The 22,781-nt window shown below is 37.8% G+C and carries 23 protein-coding genes; 9 read left to right on the top strand and 14 right to left on the bottom strand.

Annotation, left to right across the window (positions count from 1 at the left end; translation table 11 throughout):
• Nucleotides 1-7: 7 nt before the first annotated feature.
• Nucleotides 8-1,015, bottom strand: coding sequence for a LacI family DNA-binding transcriptional regulator (locus tag I6F49_RS05550; RefSeq protein WP_197179037.1), 1,008 nt, complete (start codon nucleotides 1,013-1,015; stop codon nucleotides 8-10).
• 304 nt (nucleotides 1,016-1,319) lie between these two features.
• Between I6F49_RS05550 and I6F49_RS05555 the strand changes: the two genes are divergently transcribed.
• The gene (locus I6F49_RS05555) at nucleotides 1,320-3,572 is read left to right on the top strand and encodes a TonB-dependent receptor (RefSeq protein ID WP_165729404.1); all 2,253 of its coding nucleotides are present in this window, start codon (nucleotides 1,320-1,322) and stop codon (nucleotides 3,570-3,572) included.
• Between the two features lie 70 nt (nucleotides 3,573-3,642).
• Here the strand turns inward: I6F49_RS05555 and I6F49_RS05560 are convergent, their stop codons facing one another.
• The 5 genes from I6F49_RS05560 to I6F49_RS05580 form a co-directional block, all read right to left on the bottom strand.
• A complete protein-coding gene (locus I6F49_RS05560) occupies nucleotides 3,643-4,164 on the bottom strand; it encodes a hypothetical protein (RefSeq protein WP_165729403.1) in 522 nt (173 codons plus the stop codon).
• 55 nt (nucleotides 4,165-4,219) lie between these two features.
• Nucleotides 4,220-5,758 carry an EAL domain-containing protein gene (locus I6F49_RS05565; protein ID WP_197179039.1) on the bottom strand — a complete coding sequence of 513 codons (1,539 nt, stop codon included), beginning with the start codon at nucleotides 5,756-5,758 and terminating at the stop codon, nucleotides 4,220-4,222.
• A gap of 79 nt (nucleotides 5,759-5,837) precedes the next feature.
• Nucleotides 5,838-6,473, bottom strand: a complete 636-nt coding sequence (locus I6F49_RS05570; RefSeq protein WP_197179041.1) for an SGNH/GDSL hydrolase family protein — start codon at nucleotides 6,471-6,473, stop codon at nucleotides 5,838-5,840.
• 8 nt (nucleotides 6,474-6,481) lie between these two features.
• Entirely contained in the window at nucleotides 6,482-6,991 is a 510-nt protein-coding gene (locus I6F49_RS05575; protein ID WP_197179043.1) for a DsrE family protein, read from the bottom strand.
• 64 nt (nucleotides 6,992-7,055) lie between these two features.
• Entirely contained in the window at nucleotides 7,056-7,529 is a 474-nt protein-coding gene (locus tag I6F49_RS05580) for a flavodoxin family protein (RefSeq protein ID WP_197179045.1), read from the bottom strand.
• A 76-nt stretch (nucleotides 7,530-7,605) separates the two neighbouring features.
• Between I6F49_RS05580 and soxR the strand changes: the two genes are divergently transcribed.
• The 4 genes from soxR to I6F49_RS05600 all read left to right on the top strand — a co-directional run bounded on the left by soxR (nucleotide 7,606) and on the right by I6F49_RS05600 (nucleotide 12,167).
• Entirely contained in the window at nucleotides 7,606-8,091 is a 486-nt protein-coding gene (soxR, locus tag I6F49_RS05585) for a redox-sensitive transcriptional activator SoxR (RefSeq protein WP_197179047.1), read from the top strand.
• Nucleotides 8,092-8,635: 544 nt separating this feature from the next.
• Entirely contained in the window at nucleotides 8,636-10,255 is a 1,620-nt protein-coding gene (locus tag I6F49_RS05590; protein ID WP_197179049.1) for a methyl-accepting chemotaxis protein, read from the top strand.
• 195 nt (nucleotides 10,256-10,450) lie between these two features.
• Nucleotides 10,451-11,092 (top strand): hypothetical protein, encoded by a 642-nt coding sequence (locus tag I6F49_RS05595; protein ID WP_197179051.1) that lies wholly within the window; start codon nucleotides 10,451-10,453, stop codon nucleotides 11,090-11,092.
• The gene (locus I6F49_RS05600) at nucleotides 11,082-12,167 is read left to right on the top strand and encodes a rhomboid family intramembrane serine protease (protein WP_197179059.1); all 1,086 of its coding nucleotides are present in this window, start codon (nucleotides 11,082-11,084) and stop codon (nucleotides 12,165-12,167) included. The genes I6F49_RS05595 and I6F49_RS05600 overlap by 11 nt, the downstream gene beginning before the upstream one ends.
• Nucleotides 12,168-12,229: 62 nt before the next feature.
• On the opposite strand, the gene I6F49_RS05605 is transcribed toward I6F49_RS05600, so the two are convergent.
• Both I6F49_RS05605 and I6F49_RS05610 read right to left on the bottom strand, forming a co-directional pair.
• Entirely contained in the window at nucleotides 12,230-12,739 is a 510-nt protein-coding gene (locus tag I6F49_RS05605; protein WP_231615044.1) for a DUF6795 domain-containing protein, read from the bottom strand.
• Between the two features lie 25 nt (nucleotides 12,740-12,764).
• Nucleotides 12,765-13,148 carry a DUF1294 domain-containing protein gene (locus I6F49_RS05610; protein ID WP_197179061.1) on the bottom strand — a complete coding sequence of 128 codons (384 nt, stop codon included), beginning with the start codon at nucleotides 13,146-13,148 and terminating at the stop codon, nucleotides 12,765-12,767.
• Nucleotides 13,149-13,199: 51 nt separating this feature from the next.
• On the opposite strand from I6F49_RS05610, the gene I6F49_RS05615 reads away from it, so the two are divergent.
• Nucleotides 13,200-13,730, top strand: coding sequence for a hypothetical protein (locus I6F49_RS05615; RefSeq protein WP_197179063.1), 531 nt, complete (start codon nucleotides 13,200-13,202; stop codon nucleotides 13,728-13,730).
• A 67-nt stretch (nucleotides 13,731-13,797) separates the two neighbouring features.
• Here the strand turns inward: I6F49_RS05615 and I6F49_RS05620 are convergent, their stop codons facing one another.
• Nucleotides 13,798-14,340, bottom strand: a complete 543-nt coding sequence (locus I6F49_RS05620; protein ID WP_166421034.1) for a carboxymuconolactone decarboxylase family protein — start codon at nucleotides 14,338-14,340, stop codon at nucleotides 13,798-13,800.
• A 112-nt stretch (nucleotides 14,341-14,452) separates the two neighbouring features.
• Between I6F49_RS05620 and I6F49_RS05625 the strand changes: the two genes are divergently transcribed.
• Nucleotides 14,453-15,040: a TetR/AcrR family transcriptional regulator gene (locus I6F49_RS05625; protein WP_166421033.1), complete on the top strand. Its 588-nt coding sequence runs from the start codon at nucleotides 14,453-14,455 to the stop codon at nucleotides 15,038-15,040.
• A 94-nt stretch (nucleotides 15,041-15,134) separates the two neighbouring features.
• On the opposite strand, the gene I6F49_RS05630 is transcribed toward I6F49_RS05625, so the two are convergent.
• From I6F49_RS05630 to I6F49_RS05650, 5 genes are all read right to left on the bottom strand, one after another.
• On the bottom strand, nucleotides 15,135-17,255 hold the full coding sequence (locus I6F49_RS05630) for a methyl-accepting chemotaxis protein (protein ID WP_197179065.1): 2,121 nt from the start codon (nucleotides 17,253-17,255) through the stop codon (nucleotides 15,135-15,137).
• Nucleotides 17,256-17,360: 105 nt separating this feature from the next.
• Complete coding sequence (gene arsJ, locus I6F49_RS05635) at nucleotides 17,361-18,578, bottom strand: organoarsenical effux MFS transporter ArsJ (RefSeq protein ID WP_197179067.1); 1,218 nt, start codon at nucleotides 18,576-18,578, stop codon at nucleotides 17,361-17,363.
• 24 nt (nucleotides 18,579-18,602) lie between these two features.
• Nucleotides 18,603-19,613: an ArsJ-associated glyceraldehyde-3-phosphate dehydrogenase gene (locus tag I6F49_RS05640; RefSeq protein WP_197179069.1), complete on the bottom strand. Its 1,011-nt coding sequence runs from the start codon at nucleotides 19,611-19,613 to the stop codon at nucleotides 18,603-18,605.
• A 44-nt stretch (nucleotides 19,614-19,657) separates the two neighbouring features.
• Complete coding sequence (locus tag I6F49_RS05645) at nucleotides 19,658-20,011, bottom strand: metalloregulator ArsR/SmtB family transcription factor (protein ID WP_197179079.1); 354 nt, start codon at nucleotides 20,009-20,011, stop codon at nucleotides 19,658-19,660.
• A gap of 166 nt (nucleotides 20,012-20,177) precedes the next feature.
• Nucleotides 20,178-20,606 carry an organic hydroperoxide resistance protein gene (locus I6F49_RS05650; RefSeq protein WP_165729437.1) on the bottom strand — a complete coding sequence of 143 codons (429 nt, stop codon included), beginning with the start codon at nucleotides 20,604-20,606 and terminating at the stop codon, nucleotides 20,178-20,180.
• Between the two features lie 129 nt (nucleotides 20,607-20,735).
• Here I6F49_RS05650 and I6F49_RS05655 point away from each other — a divergent pair, with 129 nt between their 5' ends.
• Nucleotides 20,736-21,170, top strand: a complete 435-nt coding sequence (locus I6F49_RS05655) for a MarR family winged helix-turn-helix transcriptional regulator (RefSeq protein WP_165741420.1) — start codon at nucleotides 20,736-20,738, stop codon at nucleotides 21,168-21,170.
• 45 nt (nucleotides 21,171-21,215) lie between these two features.
• A complete protein-coding gene (locus I6F49_RS05660) occupies nucleotides 21,216-22,331 on the top strand; it encodes an L-dopachrome tautomerase-related protein (RefSeq protein WP_197179081.1) in 1,116 nt (371 codons plus the stop codon).
• Nucleotides 22,332-22,781: the final 450 nt, after the last annotated feature.

Genomic DNA, 22,781 nt, shown 5'->3' on the forward strand with positions numbered 1-22,781 from the left:
TTATAAGTTAACGTTTACTCGATTGACGGGTAATTAATTCAATATCAATGACTTGTGATTCGACTTTTTCACCAGCGAGTTGTTGCATTAGCTTTTGAACTAATAGCGTGGCTGCGTACTGTGTGTTTTGTCGGATGGTCGATAATGAAGGGTGGCTAATGTCGGCCATAGCAATATCATCAAAGCCCACTAAGGCTACATCGTTAGGAATACTTACATAGCGCTCTTTTAAGGCTTTCATTGCCCCTAAAGCAACCATGTCACTACATGCAACTATGGCATCAAAATAAAGGCCTTTTTCACGCAGTAATTGGTTAATAGATTGGTACGCAGAGCTACTTGTAATATCAATAGATACAACATGTTGCTTTAATTTGTGGGATGCTAATGCAGCAGAGTAACCTCGATGACGTTCGCTAATTTCACCGTGTTCTGGGTCACCTAAAAATACAATATTTTTAGCTCCATGCTCTATTAAATGCGTAGTTGCTTGCAAGCCCCCTAAATAGTTGTCGCTTCCTACAATGGCATAATTACTGGGTGTTTTAGGATCCCCCCATACTACCAGCGGAACACCTGCGTTAGCCGCATTTTCTATATTGGTTTGGTTTTTACCTTGGCCTACCACAATAATGCCGTCTGCACGGCGGCTATTAATAAAGTAATTAGCCCAATCGTCTTGCGCCATTATTGAGTTTGATAATAAAAGCTCTAACCCTTGTTGATTAAGCGCAAGGTTAATTTCGCTCACCACTTTAAGTAAAAATGGGTCGCTAATCGACTGCTCTGTTTGTTCATCAAGGTTAATTATAACTGCCACAACATTGGTTTTTTGTGTACGCAAGCGGCTTGCAGCAGTATTCAGGCTAAAATTATGTTCTTTAGCTAAGCGCTGTAGTTTGTCGCGGGTTTCTTGCTTAATTAGCGGATTATCATTAAGCGCACGCGAAACTGTTGAAGTCGATACACCTGCTAGTTTTGCTAAATCAATTAATTTAATTTTTTTATTATTCATGATTTCCCTAAATCGCCGGTTGCCACTAATTAGCCTGAACTCTGGTTGCTTAATACAATTATCTAACCTGCTGACAATATAGCATTATTATTTTTTACTGGCGCGAACAACGTCTTAAAAAATGTTTATCTGATAAATAAGCTCAATAAATAAACCATATAAATTCATAAATAATTTACAAATAAATATTGCAAACGTTTGCATTTATCTCTAAGGTTTCAACATACACAGCTTATTTACATTAAATTTTGAGAGATAAGGCTGAAAAATCACACTGTTTCACACACTAAACGGGATCACACACATGAAAATCAATAAAGCAAAAAGCACATTAGCGTGTGCAATTACTTTAGCGCTTAGCACTCAATGCGCATTTGCAGCAGAGCAAACACAAGAAAAACAGAAAGTTGAGCGCATTGTGGTATCGGGAACACCTACGGGTGTTGGAGTTAGAAAAATAGATGCCAGCTATGCGGTAACTAATATCGATAGTGAACAAATTATTAAACTGTCTCCAAAAAGCACCGCTGACTTGTTTAAAGCAATACCTGGTGTTTGGGTAGAAAGCTCAGGTGGTGAATCGGGCGCTAATGTATTTGTTCGTGGTTTTCCTGGTGGTGGTGATGCCCCATTTTTAACACTCAGTATTGAAGGCTCACCTATTTATCCTGCTTCAACATTGTCATTTTTAGAAAACTCATCAATGTTTCGTATTGATGAAACTATTGAGACAGTAGAAGCTCTACGTGGTGGACCTAATCCTGTTTTATCTAACGGACAACCAGGATTAACAACCAATTTTAGATTAAAACGTGGTGGCGAAGAAACAGAAGGCTTATTTAAATACACAACATCTGATTACGACCTACAGCGAGTTGATGCTGTGATGAGTGGTGAAATTACTGACGATTTATACTTTATGGTTGGCGGTTACGTAAAAAGCTCTCCGGGTATTCGTGATGCGGGCTTTACTTCTGAAAAAGGTAGCCAATTTACAATCAACATTACTAAAGATTTAGACAACGGTGAGCTTAACTTTTATACCCGCCAAACAGACGATCACGGTGCATGGTACTTACCAACACCCCTTAATGTTGATGGTATTGACGCAGAATATACGCAACTTGGTACGCTAAATCGTCAAGCAACAATATTTACAGGCCCCGATGCACAAGCACTTGATATTGACCTAGGTGATGGCCGAGGGTGGGACGGCCATGTTTCGGGCGGTAGTATTAAGCTAGAGCTAAAAGATGGTTGGCATTTTTCAGATCGCTTTAACATTACCAAAGGCGATGCAAATACCTACGGTTTAGTACCTAGTGGCTCAGCAACAACGGTTGGAGCCGTTGCTGATAACGGCCAAACTGCATTTGGAGCAGTTACAAACACTGAATACGCAAGCGATACCCCAGTCCAACAACTTGGTCGATGGGTCGTACTTAAAGAAATCAGCTCATTTACTAATGATTTAGCTTTTTCGAAAAAATTTGGCGACCTATCAACAACCTTTGGGTATTACACTGCAAGTACTTCAGCAAAAGATTGGTGGAGCTTAGGTAACACTGCATACCATGTACTTGAATCAGGCGGAGAAGCATTAACGGGGATTGAATGTAATCAAAGCACCGATGGTTGTGATTTTAACTACGACATAAGCTCAACAGGTGATGCGCGCACTAACGCGTTTTATGTCACCGGTGAATACAAATTTGCTGATGCGTTTACGCTTGATGTTGGCGTACGTCAAGAAAACCACGAAGTAGAATACAGTGTAGATGAGGGCCTTGACGGTATTATTACTAAAACCGTTAGCTATGATGAAAGTAAAACATCGTGGACTACAGGGTTAAACTACTCAATTAATGATGATATGGGTGTGTTTGCCCGTGTTAACCGTGGTTATAAAATGCCTTACTTTGATGACTTTAGAGATAACTTTGATGCTTACGAAGGCGGCGAAAAGCTTATTAAAGAAATAACTCAAGGCGAGCTTGGCTATAAGTTAATTACTGAATCAACCGACTTTTATGCAACCGTATTTGTAAATGAAGTTAAAGGCGACACATTTGTACGACGACCTGGCGTACCTGCTGAAATTTTAACAAACGAAGCATACGGTATAGAGCTTGATTACAACTTTAATCATGAGTCTGGTTTTTCTGTTAATTTAAATACGACTTTACAAGATGCTGAAATTACAGAGAGCCCAACAAACGATGGTAACCAGTCGCAGCGCCAACCAAAATGGCAAGTACGTGTAACACCAAGCTACGACTTTGAACTGCAAGGTATGTATGCAACTTTATACGGTACACTTTCAGCTGTTGATGATCGCTTTGGCAATAACGAAAATACGGTAACACTCGATGGCTATGAGAAAGTTGATTTAGGTTTCATCCTAGAACCAATGGAAGGTATTAAGCTTCAAGTAGCAATTGATAACTTAACTGATGAGCAAGGCATCACGGAGGGTGACCCACGTAATGCAGATTCACCAAATGGTCGCTACATTATGCCTCGCACTACGCGTTTTAGTGTAAGTTACGCGTTTTAAATAAAATACAATAGAAAGGGAGCATTCGCTCCCTTTCACTTTAATTAACCTAAACAAATGAATTTAAAGGCTACTCAATATTCGCTTTTAATTTATTTAACGCATCTACCGAAAAACCTCGGTCATAAAAATATAAAATTTCGCCACTGTTATTAATAAGTACTACGCGAGAGTTATTTGGACTTTCATTACCTGTAAATTTTTGAACCGCTTCACCATCTTTATAAATAGTGATTACTCCGCCCCATAATTCTTTAGGGATGCCTTTGCGCATACCACTGTCTATAAATGTACTGAACATGCGTGGCGCCATGCCCGCAATAGTAGGTAGCTCGTAGGTAGGAAGCGTAACGCCCGCCATGTCTAAGCCAATTAACCAACGGTCTATATCAAACTGACTGTCTTGCTTGTAACCAATAAGCAGCAGTGTTTTATCTGCTTTAAAGTCGCTAGGTATAGTTACCATATTTTGTTCTAAGCTTTCGCCGTTAATAATTGGAAACTGCTTCCCTGTTATTTGTTGGTTTGGGTATTGCGTGGTACATGCGCTAAGTAGTAAAAATGCAAAAGCACTTAATATTAATTTGATCATAATAAACATAATTTTTTAAATTTCATAACGATACGTTTAGTATGGCAGCTGAGATCTAAAAATGTTGATTAGCTATGTAACTTTTAAATTTAGATGCAGTCATAGCCTTGCCATATTTCCAACCTTGTCCGTAATGTACACCCGCTGTTTTTAAAATAGCTTCTTGTTCTGTGGTTTCAATCCCTTCGGCTACGCAGGTATAATTAAACTTATGCACAAGTTCCATAATATTTGGGATCATAGAAGCTTTTAAGCCCTCAGTTGCTATATCTTGAACAAACGTACGGTCAATTTTGAGTTGGTGAAAACTTAAATTTTGTAAGTTTCTTAAATTTGAGTAACCCGTACCAAAATCATCTAATGATAAATTAAACCCCGATTCAACTAATGTTCTAAAATGAGCATGCGCAATGCTTGTATCAAGGTATTCGTCTTCGGTTATCTCTAAACAAATAATAAAGCGTGAATTGGTTAGCTCTGTAATTTGCGGCAGTAACGACACATTACCTTGCTCTACATCGCACGGAAATATATTAAGCGATACTTTAAAGCCATCAGGTAATGCCTCTATAGCGGTCAACTCTTTTATCGCTGTAGCAATCATTGCCTTAGTAAAAGTCCATGTTAAATTGTTTTTTCTGATAACCGGAATAAACTCATCTGGGAATAAAGCCCCGTACTTATCTTCAAAACGCGCAAGTACCTCACAACCAATCAGCTTGCCACTTTGTAAACAAATAATGGGCTGGTAAGTCCAATAAAATGATCCCTTTTTAAGCCCTTTACGGATACGCTGGTTAGTAGAGCGACGTGCAGCAATTCTTGCATCAACAATTAGTGCAGTCGATATGCCCGCTAAACAGGTTAAAATTAACGAAATTATTAATAATAAGTGATTATTAGAAAAAAACAGACTCCAAGGTAAGTGCACTACTACACAATAATGACTATTTGTAGAGCTGCAAACTGAATTAGTTGAGTAAGGAAAGAAAACATTACTTTTTACCTGCTGATACACCCCCTCTTTACCCGCTAAATGATGTAAAGCATTTGGTGCTTTATAAATAACCTCCCAATCTGGCGCAATAATTCCGATATTGGTAAAAGGCGTGCTCTGCACAATTAAATTATAGTCACCTTGCCTGACTATAATTACTTCCATAGGGCGTTCACTAAATAATAATAAATAAAGCTCTGGCTCAAAACGAACTCTCACCTCTTCATCATCTCGAATAAAGTCAGGCTGTTTGTCATTAATTGGTTTACTTAATAAGCCCGCGCCAGTAGTGCAAACTAGCTGGTTATCTTTAAAAAAGCCTATATCAATTACATATTTTGCGTCAAATAAAGCGCGGCGCATCTCAAGAAGAGTCGCGTTATCACACTGTTTAAATGCCAGCTTATTTAATGGGGTAAGAATTCGACGCCTCTCTGCAATTGCACCATCTATATGAGTTAGAATATACTCAGCATCAGATTTTGTTTGTGCTGTTAACCGCTGGGCTGAAAAATTAAGCAAAATAAAGCAGCCAGTTACAAAAACTAACCCTCCGGTTAAAATAGCTATAATCGATTTTTGTTGGTACTTTTTCATAGCATCCCGAGCTTATTAATTTATATCACTACTTTATTTAGATGATTGCATAAGTTGCATTAAATTCAAACAGGTAGATTTAAGGGATTTTTAACAATTCTTGAACTAATTGAGTAATTTCAAAGCTTACCGTTAAGTGTTGGCTACTTTCAAAATGGATCCCGTCACCGCCAAACACGTTAATAGATGCATTAAGGTCAATAAAATCGCATTTATTATTAGCTGCCACGCACTTAAATTCGTTAGATAGTTCTATTGCTTTTATATCGGCCCCTTCAAAAATACGTGAGTACTGCTCGGTAATTCTTATTTTAGGTGGGCTGGCAATAATAATTTCAGGGGCTTGTAAAGTACTACCTTGCTGATAATAAATATGTATAGAGTTAATTAAATCATTTAAGCCATCGGCTATTAAACGAGGTGTTAAGTTAAAGCGCTTTTTAAGATCGTTCGTACCAAGAGCAATAATAATAAAGTCGAGCTCGTGCTTATCTAAATAAGGCTTTAAATAACTAACACCACTTAGCACACCATCAAAAGGCGGGTTATATACTAAAGTACGATTAGGTTGCCCCGCCTCAATTACAGTAAAGTCACACCCTAAGTTTTTAGCTAATAGCGATGTCCAGCGGGTATTTTCATCAAAACGTTTACCCGTTATAGGGTTTAATCCCCAGGTATTAGAATCGCCAAAGCAGAGTATGTTTTTTGTCATTTGAGTCATTAAAATGGATTGAGTGTATAACCTTGTTGTTGTAACTGAGCATGTGCTGTCATCGCCGAAAGTGACATTTGCACACCTTCTATTAGTTGTTCTGGCGCTACTTTATAATGTGTAGCCGACTGCCCACATACATAAACTACGGTGTTATTGGCCAACAATTGTTTTATTAAACTTTGATTTTTGTTGTCCATTTTAAAACGTTCTTTATATTCACTGCTAGCCAATACATCAACGCTAGCACTACCATGAACTACTAACGCTAATTGAATGTTATCTGGTTTTACACCGTGTGCTACATGCATGTTAATAAAGCGGGCAAGTGAATTCATTGAATTGTTTTGATCACCTTTTTTAGCACCATCACCAACATCAAAAGCTATTTTAAATACGGTGGAATCATTAATCGGTGCATGCTGAGGTACATTATAAAAGCTACCAAAGCCTTTAATAAGGTTTTCACCCGCTTGCGAAAATGGGCTAATAAGTAAAAGTATTAATAGGTATTTCATAAACAATCCTGTGTTTTTTAAGATTATTACTAAACTACCAGAGACAACCAAAAAAGGCTGCAATTTAAGCAACCTTTTGGGTACTTTTATGGCTATGGTTAATAAACTGCATACCTAAATAGCAAAACGTATTCTTAAACTGCTCTATAAAACAAGCGGGAGCTTCGGTTGATGACGCATTTGAGAGCACTGAAAAATGCTTACCACGTAAACTACGAAGCTTTGGTTTTAATACTTCATCGTCCATGTAATCGGTTATTCTATCAATAAATAATTTCATTTGTACTGTGGTGCTGTACCAATAAACGGGTGAGGCAAACACCCAATGGTCATACTTTAAAAGCGCTTCAAATACAGCGTGAAAATCATCATTTTTATATTTTTTGTCATAACAGTACGGCGCAATTTTATAATTATCCAGGCAAATTACACGCACATCATTTTGCTCGGCAAAGCTATTAACATGGGCTGTGGTATTGCCGTTTTTTCGTGCGCTTGAATAAATAATAACAGTACTACGCTCAAGTTTTTGTTGCATTTAGTTAGCTCCTTTTTTAATGTGGTAGGAGCTTAAAACCTCAAGCTATATTGAGGTCAACTAAAGGATTAAAATAATGGACGCTTCACAAAAAAAATTAACCGAAGCCAATCTAACCGTTGGATATGTAGCAAAAAGAAGCGGTGTGAAAGTATCTACTCTTCACTTTTACGAAACAAAATTTTTGATACGTAGTTGGCGAAACAGTGGTAATCAGCGACGTTATAAACCCGATGTTCTGCGCCGAGTAGCGGTTATAAAAGCGGCACAAGCGATGGGAATTACACTCGATGAAATTAAAAACACCTTAGCCACCCTACCCGACAACCGCACACCAACAAAACAAGATTGGTCAGCACTTTCAAAACATTGGCAAGCGCAACTTGATGAGCGCATTACGCATATGCAGCGTTTACGCGACCGCGTTGATGGTTGCATAGGTTGCGGCTGTTTATCGCTCAAAAGCTGCCCTATTTATAATAAGGATGATCATTTAGGCGAGAATAAAAGCGGTGCTGTGCTTTTAAAGTCAGATCCTTTATCTGTGAAAAATAAAGCTTAACTTTTAGCTAAAGTAAAAACAGGTTATCCACAATCTCCGTATTATCAATTATATAATGATCAATATACTTTCCTTATGCGATAAACAAAGCCTTGCCCATACATATTAATTACTTACATTTAAATTAGATAATATCATGCCCGCTTATTTTATTTCTAGCTTAACAGTTAACCAACCCAGCCAAATAAATAGGTCATTAATCAATTATACCCGCACCAGATGTGTATCTTTTTTGTAGTACTTTGTAGTCTCGCCATTACATTTGAAACCATTTCTTTAATTAATATATTTAATCCTATTTTATGCAGGAATTAATTTTTTTAAAAAAAGATAATAAAAAACAACTCTCCTTCAAAAATCATGATAAATAACTCTAAATAACAGCCACTTAGAGTTTTAAGAAAAAACTCTATTTCTATAAACAAAAAACAACTTATAATAAAACTTAAATAATAAAAACGCCTTTTATATTAATAAATATTTAATATATCCCTATCTATAATTTTATATTTCGAAATTATTCACTTTTGTTTGGGTTTTATACATGCTTAGAAAAATATCAATCCGACTGCGCTCGGCACTCGCCTTTAGCTTTATAGGGTTATTAGTTATTCTTGTTGGCTTAGTTTCAATATTTAGACTTAACCTATTAAATACCGAGATTAATACGATTGCAGAAACTAACGTGCCAGCACTTGAAACCTCTCTAATTATCCTTTCAGACTTTTATAATTTAAGGTTGCAAAATAGCAATGTAATTAATGCAACTGAAGCGAATCAACTTTCATACAAACAAATTTTCGATAATACAAAACGCACGTTACTCGATAATATAAAAAAAATGGCGCCACTGCTTAATACTAAAAATGAAAAACACCAATTAGAAGTGATTGAATCTGATATTTATAAATTTTTATCTCTACAAAATCAGCAAATTAAATTATTAGCTGAAAATAACTTACAAGGCGTTCAAAGCCTTCAAGAGAATGAGATGAAGCAGGTTCGTGATGGCGTAACACAAGCTATTAATAGTATTGTAGAAAGTCAGCAAGCAAATATTCGTGATGGTAAAATTAAAGCACAATACGTTTTTGACCAATCCGTTTTTTTTGCTTGGATCACGTTAATTGTCGCCATTATTTTAGTTTGGTTTTTTGCTTGGTCGTTTACCAGAAGTATTATAAAGCCTATGCGCAACGTTTTACATTTAGCGCATTCCATAGCCCGAGGCGATTTAACCCAACCGATTAGCGATGAAGGGAATGATGAAACCACAAGCATGATTATAGCACTGAGTCAGATGCAACAAACGCTCAGAAATACCATTAATAAAATTCAAGACTCATCTCATAACTTAGTCTCTACATCAGAAGAGTTAAGTGTTATTACTGAGCAATCAACGCAGGGTATCATTTTGCAAAATGAGCAGTTAGAGCAAGCTATTTCCGCAGTTACCGAGTTAACAGTTTCAGCTGAACACGTTGCGCAAAGCTCAGCCGACACATCTCGAGAGTCAGACTCAGCAAATGAACAAGCGCTTGCTGGCTTAAAACAAGTAGAAGATACAGTAACTACTATTACCGCTCTTCTTAGTGAAATCGATAAAACTCAAGACGGTATCAAAAACTTAGCCACAGAGGTCAATAAAATAGGATCGGTGCTTGATGTGATCAGAGATGTAACCGATCAAACGAATCTACTGGCTGTCAATGCCGCGATTGAAGCAGCAAGAGCAGGTAGTTATGGCCGAGGCTTTGCTGTTGTAGCGGATGGTGTTCGTGCATTAGCCCATAGAACAAGTGAATCAACAAAAGAAATAGAGCTAATGATTCAGTCAGTTCAAAGTGGAACTAAAAACACAGTAATTTCAGTACAAAGCAGCCATGACAAAGCACAAAAAAGCTTAGATATATCACAGTTAGCAGGCAAAGCTTTAATAGAGATAACGACTGCTGTTGCGCATATAAACAGTCAAAATGCGACAATTGCATCTTCAGCTCACGAACAGGCAAATGTATCTCGTGAAATTGATAAAAACTTGCTAGTAATACGAGACATTGCTGCAGAAGTAGCCTCTGGCGCTACACAAACTAATATGTCGAGCCATGAACTTTCTCGTTTAGCCGACTCGCTAGATGACTTAATCAAACAATTTAAAGTTTAAAATAGTTCTGCCTTAGCTTAAATACTCACTTTATTAGGTATTTAAGCTAAGTAAAAATCTACCGGATAGCTATTTTTATATGCTGGAATATATATGTAAAAACATCTCCAATATGAGAAGCGGTATTGCTAACTGGCTAATTTTTAAGTATTCTTGCGTGCCTAAAAAGGAAGCAAAAATTTAAGGAATAAGCTATTGGAACCAACTAATCACACCCCAGAAAACAATACAAAACCACCTATAGTTACTCAAAAATTCACTCAAGCCCTTAAAACGGTCGATCATAAAGAACTGAAAAGCACAGGTTTTTGGCTAAATCAATTTTTTATGGTTATTTCTACTGTATTTGGTGTTTTTTTAGCGGCTCAAAGCGGCTTAGAACAAGCACTTAAGTTTGATTCATTTAGTAAAATGGAAGATAACTACTATTTACGTACATCACTTTATGACGAAGTTAATGATAATGCCAACACGGTAGCCGAGTATTCAGAACGCTTAGCGAAGAGCCCACCAACATCAGAGATGGAGTTTTTTAAACCGACACTTGAGCAGTATATATGGAAAACCATGCAATTTTCTCCTACTACGCTTGAAACACCGAGTGAATTTTTAACTAGAATACGTCGGTTTTATTCTCGAGCCGACTTTATCATCAATGCCGCAATAAATCGCAAAATGTCTGCTAAGCAAGCCTCTATCGAATTAGCAAAAATAACAGACTTAATTAAAACTCAAACACTACCAGCATTAAAAAATAGCGCTAAACAATTAAAAATGGAATTACAGCAGAATGATATTTCTGTTGGTTCGTTAAAGGAACTTGAAAATGCTAACTAAGAACTGTCCTCATTGCAAAGACCATCCATTAGAAGCAACCAATTATCAAGGTGAAGAAATAGATGTTTGCCGTGAGTGCGGTGGTTTATGGTTCGAGAAAAATGAAGTGAACAGGATGATTTCTGAGATAAATGACGGTCCTGAAGGTGATAAATTTGAAACTCACTTTGGTGAGCCATTAGGCGTTTCTGAGCTTGACTGTCCGGATTGTAAAAAAAGTTTGGAGCGTTTTCATTTACTTGAAGCTTTTCATACCGAAATTGATGTTTGTAGACACTGCGATGGCACCTGGATTGATAAAGATGAGCTTGAAAGTGTAGAAAAAAGCCCTGAAATAAAAGCGAGTTTAGGCGAGCTAAATCAAAAAGTAAGTTGGAAAACCTACTTGTTCCAATTTTTAACGCAAATGCCTGTTGAATATAACATTAAACCACAAAAAACCCCTTGGGTTACTCGCGGCCTTATTGTTTTAAATACATTGATTTTTGCACTTTATTTTTTAAATCCGAGCTCATTTAGCTATGTTATTGATAACTTTGCTATGACACCTGCAGATTTAAGCAAAGGTAATGAGCTATGGACTGTATTAACTTGCGTATTTTTACATGGCTCTATAATGCATTTAGTCGGCAATATGTACTTTTTATATATCGTTGGCGATAACCTAGAAGATGTTTTAGGCCATAAACGCTTTCTGTTGTGGTATTTAGCCTGTGGACTACTCGCATCGTTTGCAAGCTACATTGTAAGCCCAATGTCGGATATACCAGGCGTGGGTGCAAGTGGCGCCATAGCAGGTTTATTTGGCATGTACTTAATGTGGTTTAGACACGCAAGCCTTACTTTTATGTTTGTAATTTATCAGAAGAAACTTTCTGCAGTATGGTTTTTTGCTATTTGGTTAGGATTTAACATTTTTGGTGCAGTAACAGGCCCTGATGGCATTGATTATGGTGCGCATATTGGTGGCTTTATAGCTGGACTAATTATTGGTTATATTTTGAAAAGTAAAATATTAGAGCAAAACCCTATAATTCGTTTACTAAACCAAAATGAAGCACAGTTAAAACGTTAATCGTTATATTAAAGCCACTAATAGATAAACATTAGTGGCTTTATAAAACTTCTCACTAATTTCTATAACTTACAACGTGTATAAACTGTATAAAATTGACCCGTGTTTTTTATCGGTATATCGTATGTTATTGGCTCTTCAGTAAGCTCGCATTCAAAGTTATTTAATATATCAGACAGCAGCAGTACTTGCTCTTCGGTGAACTGTATAGTGGTGTACCATAAGATTGAATTTTCATCTTTTTTGTTTTCAATATAAATACTCTGTAGCAAAGAGCTATTAAAAAACATGTTTGAAGGCTTTGAACTGCGTATTTTTTTGTTATTAAAATAGAAGTAGCCAGCACTATCACTTATTGCTTCATCAACATAAGTGTCGCCATAAATCAGCTCTCTTGTTACTTTAACGCCCTGTTGGGGCTCACCCTTGTTTAATAGTCTGCCTTTTACAGGCAACGACAACGTAACGTCTTGTTTATTAAAAAAGCCAAACATGTCTGCACATCCTTGCATTGGTATTAATAAAAATAAAATAAGCGTTAAAGTCACGCCAGCCGATCTTGTATTAGTCATAAAAAGTCCTTTTCCTATTTATACTTTAACCTAACAATAAATCTGGAAAATAAATAGCGACAATACTACATCCCACATTAACTAAAATACATAACCACAACACAATAATAAAGCGTCGCTTTTGCGATTTATGACGTAGTAATTGTTGAGCAAGCAATGCCCCCGGCCATCCTCCAAATAATGCAAGAAGCTGCAGCGTGCGCTCTGGTGTGCGGTTCACTTTTGTATGTGAAGAGCGCTTAGCTTGTCGTTTATCCCATGCATACATTAAAAAGGTTATAGCACTTAATACACTTACATAACCTGGTACATATATTGGTATATAAACGGGTAAGTATTGCAGCGGGTAAGCCAACCAAATGACAGCTAAATAAAGCAATGAGAACGTGATTAATATTTTCTTTATCAATTAATTATCACCTATACTGGGCACTACGATTATAAAAATAAGAATCAAATTATGACATACTTTAAATCGCTATTCTTAGTATTATGCTTATGTACATTTGGTTGTTTTGCTAGTGAAACTGCCAGTAATCTCGATAAAGAGCTTGAAGTGTTTAAACCTTACCTAGGAACGTGGCAAGCTGACTTTAATGTACCTGAAGGCGCAAAACCTGTACAAGATGTAGGTAAGTGGGAACGCGCGCTAAATGGTAAAGCTATACGTACTATGCACTCAATTAACGAAGGTGAGTATGGCGGTGAGTCGATGATTTTTTACGATACTAAAAAGCAGTCACTCGTATTTTACTACTTCACCACCGCAGGATTTTATACAAAAGGGATTATGAAGGTATTAAGCCCTACTCAATTTGTCGCTTATGAAGATGTAACAGGCAGCAAAGATGGGATCACTAAGGTTAAATCGACCAGTAACTTACAAAACGGTAAGTTTGAAGTGTCGACCTCATATCTAAAAAAAGGTGAATGGACTAAACCTGAAAGCCGTACTTATACCCACAGTACAAAAGCGGTTAAATTTAAATAGCCGCAATTTATATACAAAAGGCAGCCTAGGCTGCCTTTTTGTTATTTCACTCTTTAAAAATCGTAAATTATTTTACGAATTTTTTAAATGGTGCATCTACTGGTGTATCAGCAAGGTGATTAGTGTAGTTGCTCATTACTTTTTGAGATAAACCAACAATAATTTCAAGTAGTTGCTGCTTGCCGTAACCTGCTGCAAAGAACTTTTCGATTTGCTCATCGCTGATCACGCCACGTTCACGTGTCATTGCAAGTGTAGTTTCACGAAGAGTTTCTAGCTTAGGGTTAGCTAGTGGTGTTTTGTTTACAAGTGCATCAACAATATCTTGGTCAACTTTCATTGAAGCTGCAATTGCACTATGTGCTGGTACGCAGTAGTGACACGCGTGCTCAACGTTAATTGACTGCCATACAACTGTTAGCTCTTCTGCGTTGAACGATGTTTTTTGAAACAACTCATGCAGTACTTGGTAACCTTTAAGTAATGTTGGTGCTTCAGCCATTACCGCGTGTAAGTTAGGTACCATACCAAATGCAGCTACTGAATCAGCCATTAGAGATTTTGATTCTTCAGGTGCATTTTCTGCTGTGTATAAAGTAAATTCTGTCATATCTAGCTCCAATAATTAATTAGTTTTAAGTAACTTCGAGACACATAATATTTGATTTTGAGCGACTGTTCAAGTTAAAATTGAGCAAATGTTCAAATTGATTGAGAATGATATGGCTAATAAGGTTAAATTTGAACGCGAGAATGTAGTTCGCGTTGCTAGTCAGCTATTTTGGCAAAAAGGGTTTCACGCAACCTCAACGCGTGACTTACAAGAAGCCGTTAATATGCGCCCGGGTAGTATTTACTCTGCGTTTGGCTCTAAAGAAGGGCTATACAGCGAATCGCTGAAAGATTACACCGTACAAATGAAAAACCAAATAGAAGGGTTTTTATCAAGTGCCGATACGGTTCTTGGTGGATTGCGTGCATTTGTAGAAAACGTGGTAATTAAAACAAAAGATTGCAGCCCAAGTGCAATTTGCATGTTAGTTAAAGCAAACAGTGAATTTGCAGAAAAAGACTCAAACCTATACGAGTTAAGTTTAGAGTTAGCAGCTCAATTTGAAGCTTATTTAACGCAATTGTTTACACAAGCAATAAACAAAGGTGAGTTAGGTGATACGTTAACCGCTGTTGAATATGCGCGCTTTTTTCAGGTGCAATTTACAGGATTACGTGGCTACTTTAACCGCCCTGGTGTTGAGCAATTAGCGCAGCCGATGATCAACCAAATGTTTATGTTGATTAAAAAGTTATAAACATTGATTGGCGTTTATTATCAACAAGTTATACTTACTCACTAAATAAAAATGGCCAGCATAAGCTGGCCATTTTTATACCTAAAACTTAAAATTAAGTTTTAAGTTTGTTTAGCTCGCTATCTTGCTGGGCAACAAGCGCATTAAGTGCTTCGCTGCTATCCCCAGCTTGAGTTGATAGGTCAGCAAGCTGCGACGCGGCATCAGATATAAGCGTAAGATTACGGTTAATTTCTTCAGTCACTAAGCTTTGTTCTTCAGCGGCGGTAGCAATGTGCGTAATTTGATTGGTTATTTCATCAACTTTAACAACAACACTGTGCAGTGCATCAAAAGCTACTGACGTTTCATCAACGGCATTTTGTGCTCGTACTACGCCTTTTTCTATTACCGTTGAAGCATTACCAACCTCGTGTAATAAGCTATCAATTAACTTACTTATGTCGTCAGTTGATGAACGTGTTTTAGAAGCAAGTGCACGTACTTCATCTGCTACAACTGCAAAGCCTCGGCCATGTTCGCCAGCGCGCGCAGCTTCAATAGCGGCATTTAGTGCCAGTAAGTTTGTTTGCTCTGAAATAGTCCGAATTACATCTAATATTTGCGTAATATCTTTACTACGTGAAGCTACTTTTTCGACTGCTTGGTTAGCTTCTTTAATTTCTTCAGACATGGTTTTAACTTGCGTCATTGCTGACGATAAACTCGATTCACTGCTAACAACTAAACCATTTATTTCATCGGCTTGCTGGGCTGATTGCTCTGATGCTCTTGCAACTTCAAGTGCTGTAGCGCTCATTTCGTTCATAGCCGTTACAACGCTTTCAATTTCGTGAAACTGCGATTGCACATTATGCTTAGTATCAATAGCTATATGCTGCGCTATTTCACCTTGTTGCTTGGTTTGATCAGACACATCTTTTAATTCTGTAATTAAAATACGTAACTTTGATAAAAAGGCATTAAAGCCCCCCGCCAGAGCAATAAGTTCTGCGTGGGTTTCAACATGAAGTGTATGTGTTAAATCGCCTTCTGAGCTTGCAAGATTATCTACACGTTGTTGAATTTGCTGAAGCGGTGCAACCACACTACCAATAACAATTTTCATAATGATAAACGCGATTACTGCAATTACAGCACCTGTAATTAAAATCATTGCGCCTAAGTCGTTTGCTGTGTCAGTCATATCTTGCGATAAAGCATCAGGGCCAGCTAAAGCTAAGTTACTTGGTACTTCAATAATTAAAAACCAGTCTGTGTTAGCTAGCTTTATATTTATAGGGTAATTAACTAAGTACTCAGAGGATGTTTTAAATATACCTTTTTGGCCTTTAAATTTTTCAAGCTCTTTAAACAAGTCAGAACTAACGGCTTCTTTAAATGGGCGTCCTAATTTAGATTTATAATGGCTACTGCCTACAACTAAACCAATATCGCTAAGCACGGTTACTTTGGCTTGGCCATTATAAAGCTGCTTAGAAAGCTCTTCAGTCATTGTTTGAAAAGTAGGTAGCGTTAAATCAACCCCCGCTAAACCAATAAACTGGCCTGACTTTAAAATAGGCACGGTTAACGAAGTTAGCATTACTGAATCGCCCGAAGGAATTTCGTATAAGTACGGTTCCATAATACAAGGCTTAAGCGTGTCTTTTGCACATAAGTACCAATGCGCTTCGCGAATACCAAATTCGTTTAAAGAGGCAATGTATTTATCGGCAGCATTAGCTACTTTTTGCTGCTCAATTACACCGTTTTGGTCACGTGTTATATAAACTTCTAAGGTACCATCGCCATTAACGGAGTGTTTGTAGCCTTTTTTAAAGCTCGAATCTTGTCCGTCAAACGCGTTTGGTTCAAACTGAGAATAAATAGATGAGAGTAATGTGTTTTGTTCTAAAATAGAGCGATTTATACTTACTACCGTATCGCGGCTAAGGGTTTCGCTTTTTGCGGTATCACCTAATAAAGCGGCTAAAGAGTATGGCACTCGGTAAGCTTCGTTTATAAAACCCGCTATTTTTTCACCATATATTGCGGCATTCGCATTTAACTTTTCTTCTACTTCAGCAACAATATAATTTTCTGACTTGCTTGCAAGCTCTTCATTACTTGCAGATAACTGCCACCATAAAATGCTCGAAAGCACCAATACGGTAATAAATATACTTCCGACAGTAAGCCACAGTAATTTTTTTGCTAGCGATATTTCCCGCATTCATCTCACCCTTTAATTAAAACTACTGATACAGTTTAGTAGATCTAACCAACGAAGCTATGAATATCATCAAACAAATTGAAATTAATACAATAAGTTGAGTTTTTAACGCTTAGCCAAGCATGCAGTTGTAATTGTAGCCATAATTAATAAACACACACTTACCCATAAACACGCCACCAGCCCATATACTTGAAAAACCCAGCCAGAGAGCACCGTACCAAGCAAACGCCCTATTGCATTGGCCATATAGTAAAAACCAACATCGAGCGATACCCCATCGTCTTTAGCAAAACTTACTATTAAATAGCTATGCAATGATGAATTTATAGCAAATACACCGCCAAAAATAAGTAAGCCGATTACAAGCGTAAAATGTACCGCTATATCAAATTGCATCAGTAACGCTAAAATACTGGTTACGCCACTTAATAAAGCAACCCACCAATACGCTTTTTTGACTGTGTGTAAGTTTGAATCACTTTGCCCGGTTATACGTGGCGCTTGCGACTGCACTAATCCATAAGCAATAACCCATAGGGCCATAAAGCCACTTACCCACCAATGATCCCAGTTAAACTGAGCAGCTAAGTAAACTGGCAATGCCACTACAAACCACACATCGCGCGCTGCAAATAAACATAGACGCGCTGCGCTAAGTAGGTTTATTGCCCGCGATTTAGAAAATAGCTCTTTAAACTTAGGTTTATTTTTGGCTTTGCCAATATCGCCTTTTAAATAAATTAAACTAATAACCCACGCAACACTAAGTAAAGCTATTAAACTTACTAGCGCACCTACAAAGCCAAATACGGTAAGTAGCAAGCCACCTAAAAAAAAGCCCACTCCTTTTAACGCATTTTTAGAACCCGTAAGTATGGCAACCCATTTATATAATTGGCTCTGCCCGGCATCGCCTTGCGGTACTAAATACTTAATAGCGCTTTTTGCGCTCATTTTATTTAAATCTTTAGCTATACCACTAAGTGCTTGCGCTGCCATTACGTAGGCAACAGTTAGCCAATCTCCAGGCACGCAAAGCATGGCCAAAGCGACAAGCTGCAGCCCAAGCCCTACATTCATGGTTTTATTTAACCCTAAATGCGCCCCAAGCCAACCACCGACTAAATTGGTGATCACACCAAAAATTTCATAAAACAAAAACAGCATGGCTATTGCAAATGCGCCATATCCTAACTGATGAAAATACAGCACCACCAGCATGCGCAGCGCACCATCTGTTAAAGTAAATGCCCAGTAATTACCGGTAATTATTAAATATTGTTTTATAGAACTTGGTAAACTAGCTAACTGCGCAAACATAGCGTTAAACCTTTTTAAACGAGATTAAACCACATCACTTTTTGCAACTTTAAGCATTAACTCAGCAGTACGGTTTGCATAACCCCACTCGTTATCATACCAAGCGTATAACTTAAGCTGAGTGTTGTTAATTACCATGGTTGAAAGGGCATCTATGGTGCAGCTGCGCGGATCTGTTTTGTAATCTACCGATACAAGCGGTCTTTCTTCGTAGCCTAAAATATCTTTTAGCTCGTTATTTGCAGCGTTTTTAAACCAAGTATTCACTTCACTTTGTGTAACGCCGCGCTCAAGCTCAAATACGCAATCGGTAATTGACGCATTAGTAAGAGGTACACGTACAGCATGGCCGTTTAACTTGCCCTTAAGCTCAGGGAATATATGCGTAATAGCCGTTGCACTGCCGGTTGTGGTTGGTATTAAACTAGTCCCACACGAACGTGCGCGACGTAAATCTTTATGCGGTGCATCAATAATAGTTTGTGTATTGGTTATATCGTGAATAGTGGTCATTGAGCCGTGCTTAATGCCCACTTTTTCTTGCAAAACCTTTACTATTGGCGCTAAACAGTTAGTTGTACACGAGGCCGCCGTAACAATTTTATGCTCGCTTGGGTTATAAAGGTCATCGTTTACACCCATTACAACATTTAGTATGCCGTCTTCTTTTACTGGCGCCGTTACTACAACACGCTTAACACCTTGTTCTAAATATTGCTTTAGCAATTCAGTGGTTTTCATTTTTCCGCTGGCTTCTATTACTACATCGCAATCTGACCAATCAGTTTCATTTATAGTTTTATTATTCGTCACTAAAATAGTGTGTTTACCTACACTAAAAGAGTTTTCATCGCTGGTAATGTGTTGTGCTAAGCGCCCGTGTACTGAGTCAAACTCAATTAAATGAGCATGGGTTTTAGCATCGCCCGCTACGTCATTTACTTTAATAAACTCTATTTCTGGCCAATCAACTGCTGCGCGCAGTGTTAAACGCCCCATACGGCCAAAACCGTTAATGCCTACTTTAATCGTCATAATAAAATACCTTTAATGAGTTAATTTATTTACTAATTAGTTAGTTAACAACAGCTAGCTGCTCGTTCAGGGCGATTACCCATAGTATTTAACCGCGTTAAATCGTTTTCATAAAATGAAGGGTTAGCAGTCAGGGTTTGCGTTAATACATTTTTAGCCCATTCAGGCAGGACTTTATTAATACTGTAATAAACCCATTGATTTTGCTTACGGTCGCTCAGTAATCCGCATTGCCTTAACTGTGCTAAATGGCGCGACACTTTAGGCTGGCTTAGTTCAAGTGCAGCAACAAGTTCGCACACACACAGCTCTTCTTGGTCGCTAATTAATAGCATTGCTTTTAAACGCGTATCGTCCGCTAGGCATTTATAAAATTGAAGTGGGTTGAATTGTTCCATAGTGTCCTCGCAGTGTTAGTGCATATACAATAAAACAAAAACTAAACATATGAAATAGTGAATATACGATTATTTGTATATTTAAATTATTTTGCTTTAAAACGCAAAAAAGCACACAACGACTAGTTGTCGTTGTGTGCTTTTATAACTTTTCTTTATTTAGTTATTAAATAACAGAAAGCTCTATTTCAATATTGCCACGTGTTGCGTTTGAATAAGGGCATACTTGATGCGCTTTATCTACAAGCTCTTGCGCAGCTGCTTTATCCATATCACCTAGTGATACAGCCAATTTTACTGCAATACCAAAACCGCCTTCAATAGCACCAATAGACACTTGTGAATTAATATGTGTGTCGCTTGGTAAATCTATTTTTTCGCTACCTGCTACAAATTTAAGTGCGCCAATAAAACATGCTGCATAACCTGCGGCAAATAATTGCTCTGGGTTAGTGCCTTGTCCGTCGTCTCCGCCTAAACCTTTAGGTGTTGATAAATTTACATCTAAACGACCATCATCAGATTTAGCTACGCCTTCACGGCCGCCAGTTGCAGTTGCTTTTGCTGTGTAAGCTACGTTTTGTAATACATTCATAATGAACTCCAAAGTTTTAAAATATCAATCAATTTAGTTTGTGTGCAAAATAATAGAGCAAGTAATTAGAGATTGCAAATACTTTGCATGCAAATTAAAATAGCATGTATTGAAATAAAGGATAACGTTATGCCGTTTGAGCAATTAAAGTTAAAAAATCAGTTATGCCACCGGTTATATATGGCATCTAACAGCATTGCGCGTGCGTATCGCGAGCCTTTAAACGAGCTAAATTTAACTTACCCGCAATACGTAGTAATGATGGCGCTGTGGGAGCAAGACGAAATAACAATTGCAGGGCTAATAGATAAAACCGCGATCGACGGCGGTGCAATGACCCAAATACTCAAAAAAATGAGCGAAAAATCATTACTGGCTGTTATTAAAGATGAGCACGACAAACGCAAACGCCTAGTGAAGCTAACCCAGCATGGCCAATCACTTAAGTTAAAAGCAGCCGATATTCCTAAAAATATTTTATGTAAATTTGATAGTGTAGATGCAACACAAGCGAAGCAGTTGATGCAGCTGCTCGATTTAGTAGTAAACGACTTAGCCGATTAGGCTCTTAATTTTTAAACAATAAACGTGTTTTAAAAGGTTTTAAAAATGACTCATATTAAAAAATTACTATTAGCTGCGGCGTGTAGCACGGCACTTTTAAGTAGCAACGCCGTATCTGCCAATACTGCTAATACTGCTGGCCAAAATGCTGATTTAAAAACAGTAGCCACTTTTGATGCGCAGCACCCACCGGGTAACATTGCTATTACCCCATCGGGCAGAAAGTTTTTATCTGTGCACGGTTTTTTTGGCCAAAAGCAAAAAATTATGGAGCTTTTAAGCGATGGTACAACTAAGCCCTACCCTAATGAAGAATGGGCATACGCTTACAATAACGGTAAAGGTTTTTACGATGTGCTTGGCATAAACGTATCAAGCGATGGCGTTTTATGGATGCTCGACACTTCAGGGCCCGATCACGCTGGGCGCTTAGTGGGTTGGGATACAAATAAAGAGCAACTGCATAAAATTATTTATCTGGCTAAACCTACCATTACCGACACCTCATTTTTAAACGATTTAGTCATCGATAATAAGCATGGCGTTGTATACATTGCCGACACAGCCCAAGGCAGCCAAGCCGCTATTATTACGGTAAACCTTAAAACAGGTGTAGCACGCAGAGTGCTACAAAATAGCCATTACACCACAGCCGAAAATATCGATATGGTTATTGATGGGCGCACAATGAGCCTTGGCGGACAACCTGCCCGCTTAGGTGTTAACCCAATTACGCTTGACCCTAACGAAGACTGGCTTTACTTTGGATCTATGTCGGGCACGTCGGTTTACCGTATTGCCACCAGCGATATAAATAACGAGAGCCTTTCGGCTAAAGCACTTGAGGATAAAGTTACGCGTTACGGCACTAAGCCAATTTCAGACGGTATTATTGTTGATGGCGGCGGTAACGTATACGTAACCGACATAACCAACGGTGCAATTGGCGTAATTAAACCTACTGGCGACTACGAAGTATTATTTAAAGACGAACGTCTTAGCTGGCCAGATGGTTTTAGCTACGGAGCTGATGATAAAATATACTTTACCGTTGATGATTTACATAATTCGCCTGTACTTAATAATGGCAAAAATCAAAGCCACGGTAAGTTTAAAGTAATGTCGTTCGAGCCTTTAGTAAAAGGAAAAGTAGGCCGCTAATTTACTTTTTAAGTGACTGTATTTTTTAAAAAGCCTTGCACATTTAAGTGACCCAATAGTTGCAGGGCTTTTTGTTAAAAACACACCACACTGGTGCATATTTTAAAAATACTTCACCTCTTTGGTGCTAATTCTTTAGTACATATTTACACTTAAATACTAAACACCTGATTTCTATTCATAAAATATTCAAGTTAATGTTGGCATACTTCTTCCTATAAACTGATGTGTTCAGTGAAAATACCAAGGAAAAACCATGTTCAATTTATACCATACTCTTTACCTTTTATGGCGTTTAGACATTAGCGTTTGGCAAGTTAATGATCCAACAAATACCCGCACTACTGCTGATAAAGAACGCGCCTATGTTAAGTAGCATCGTATTGTGTAAAGGCTTGGCATAAAGCTTAAATGTATAAACCTACTTTAGGCTAAGCTTTTGCACACTAT

This window comes from Pseudoalteromonas sp. SWN166, assembly GCF_015864485.1.
Lineage (GTDB): Bacteria > Pseudomonadota > Gammaproteobacteria > Enterobacterales > Alteromonadaceae > Pseudoalteromonas.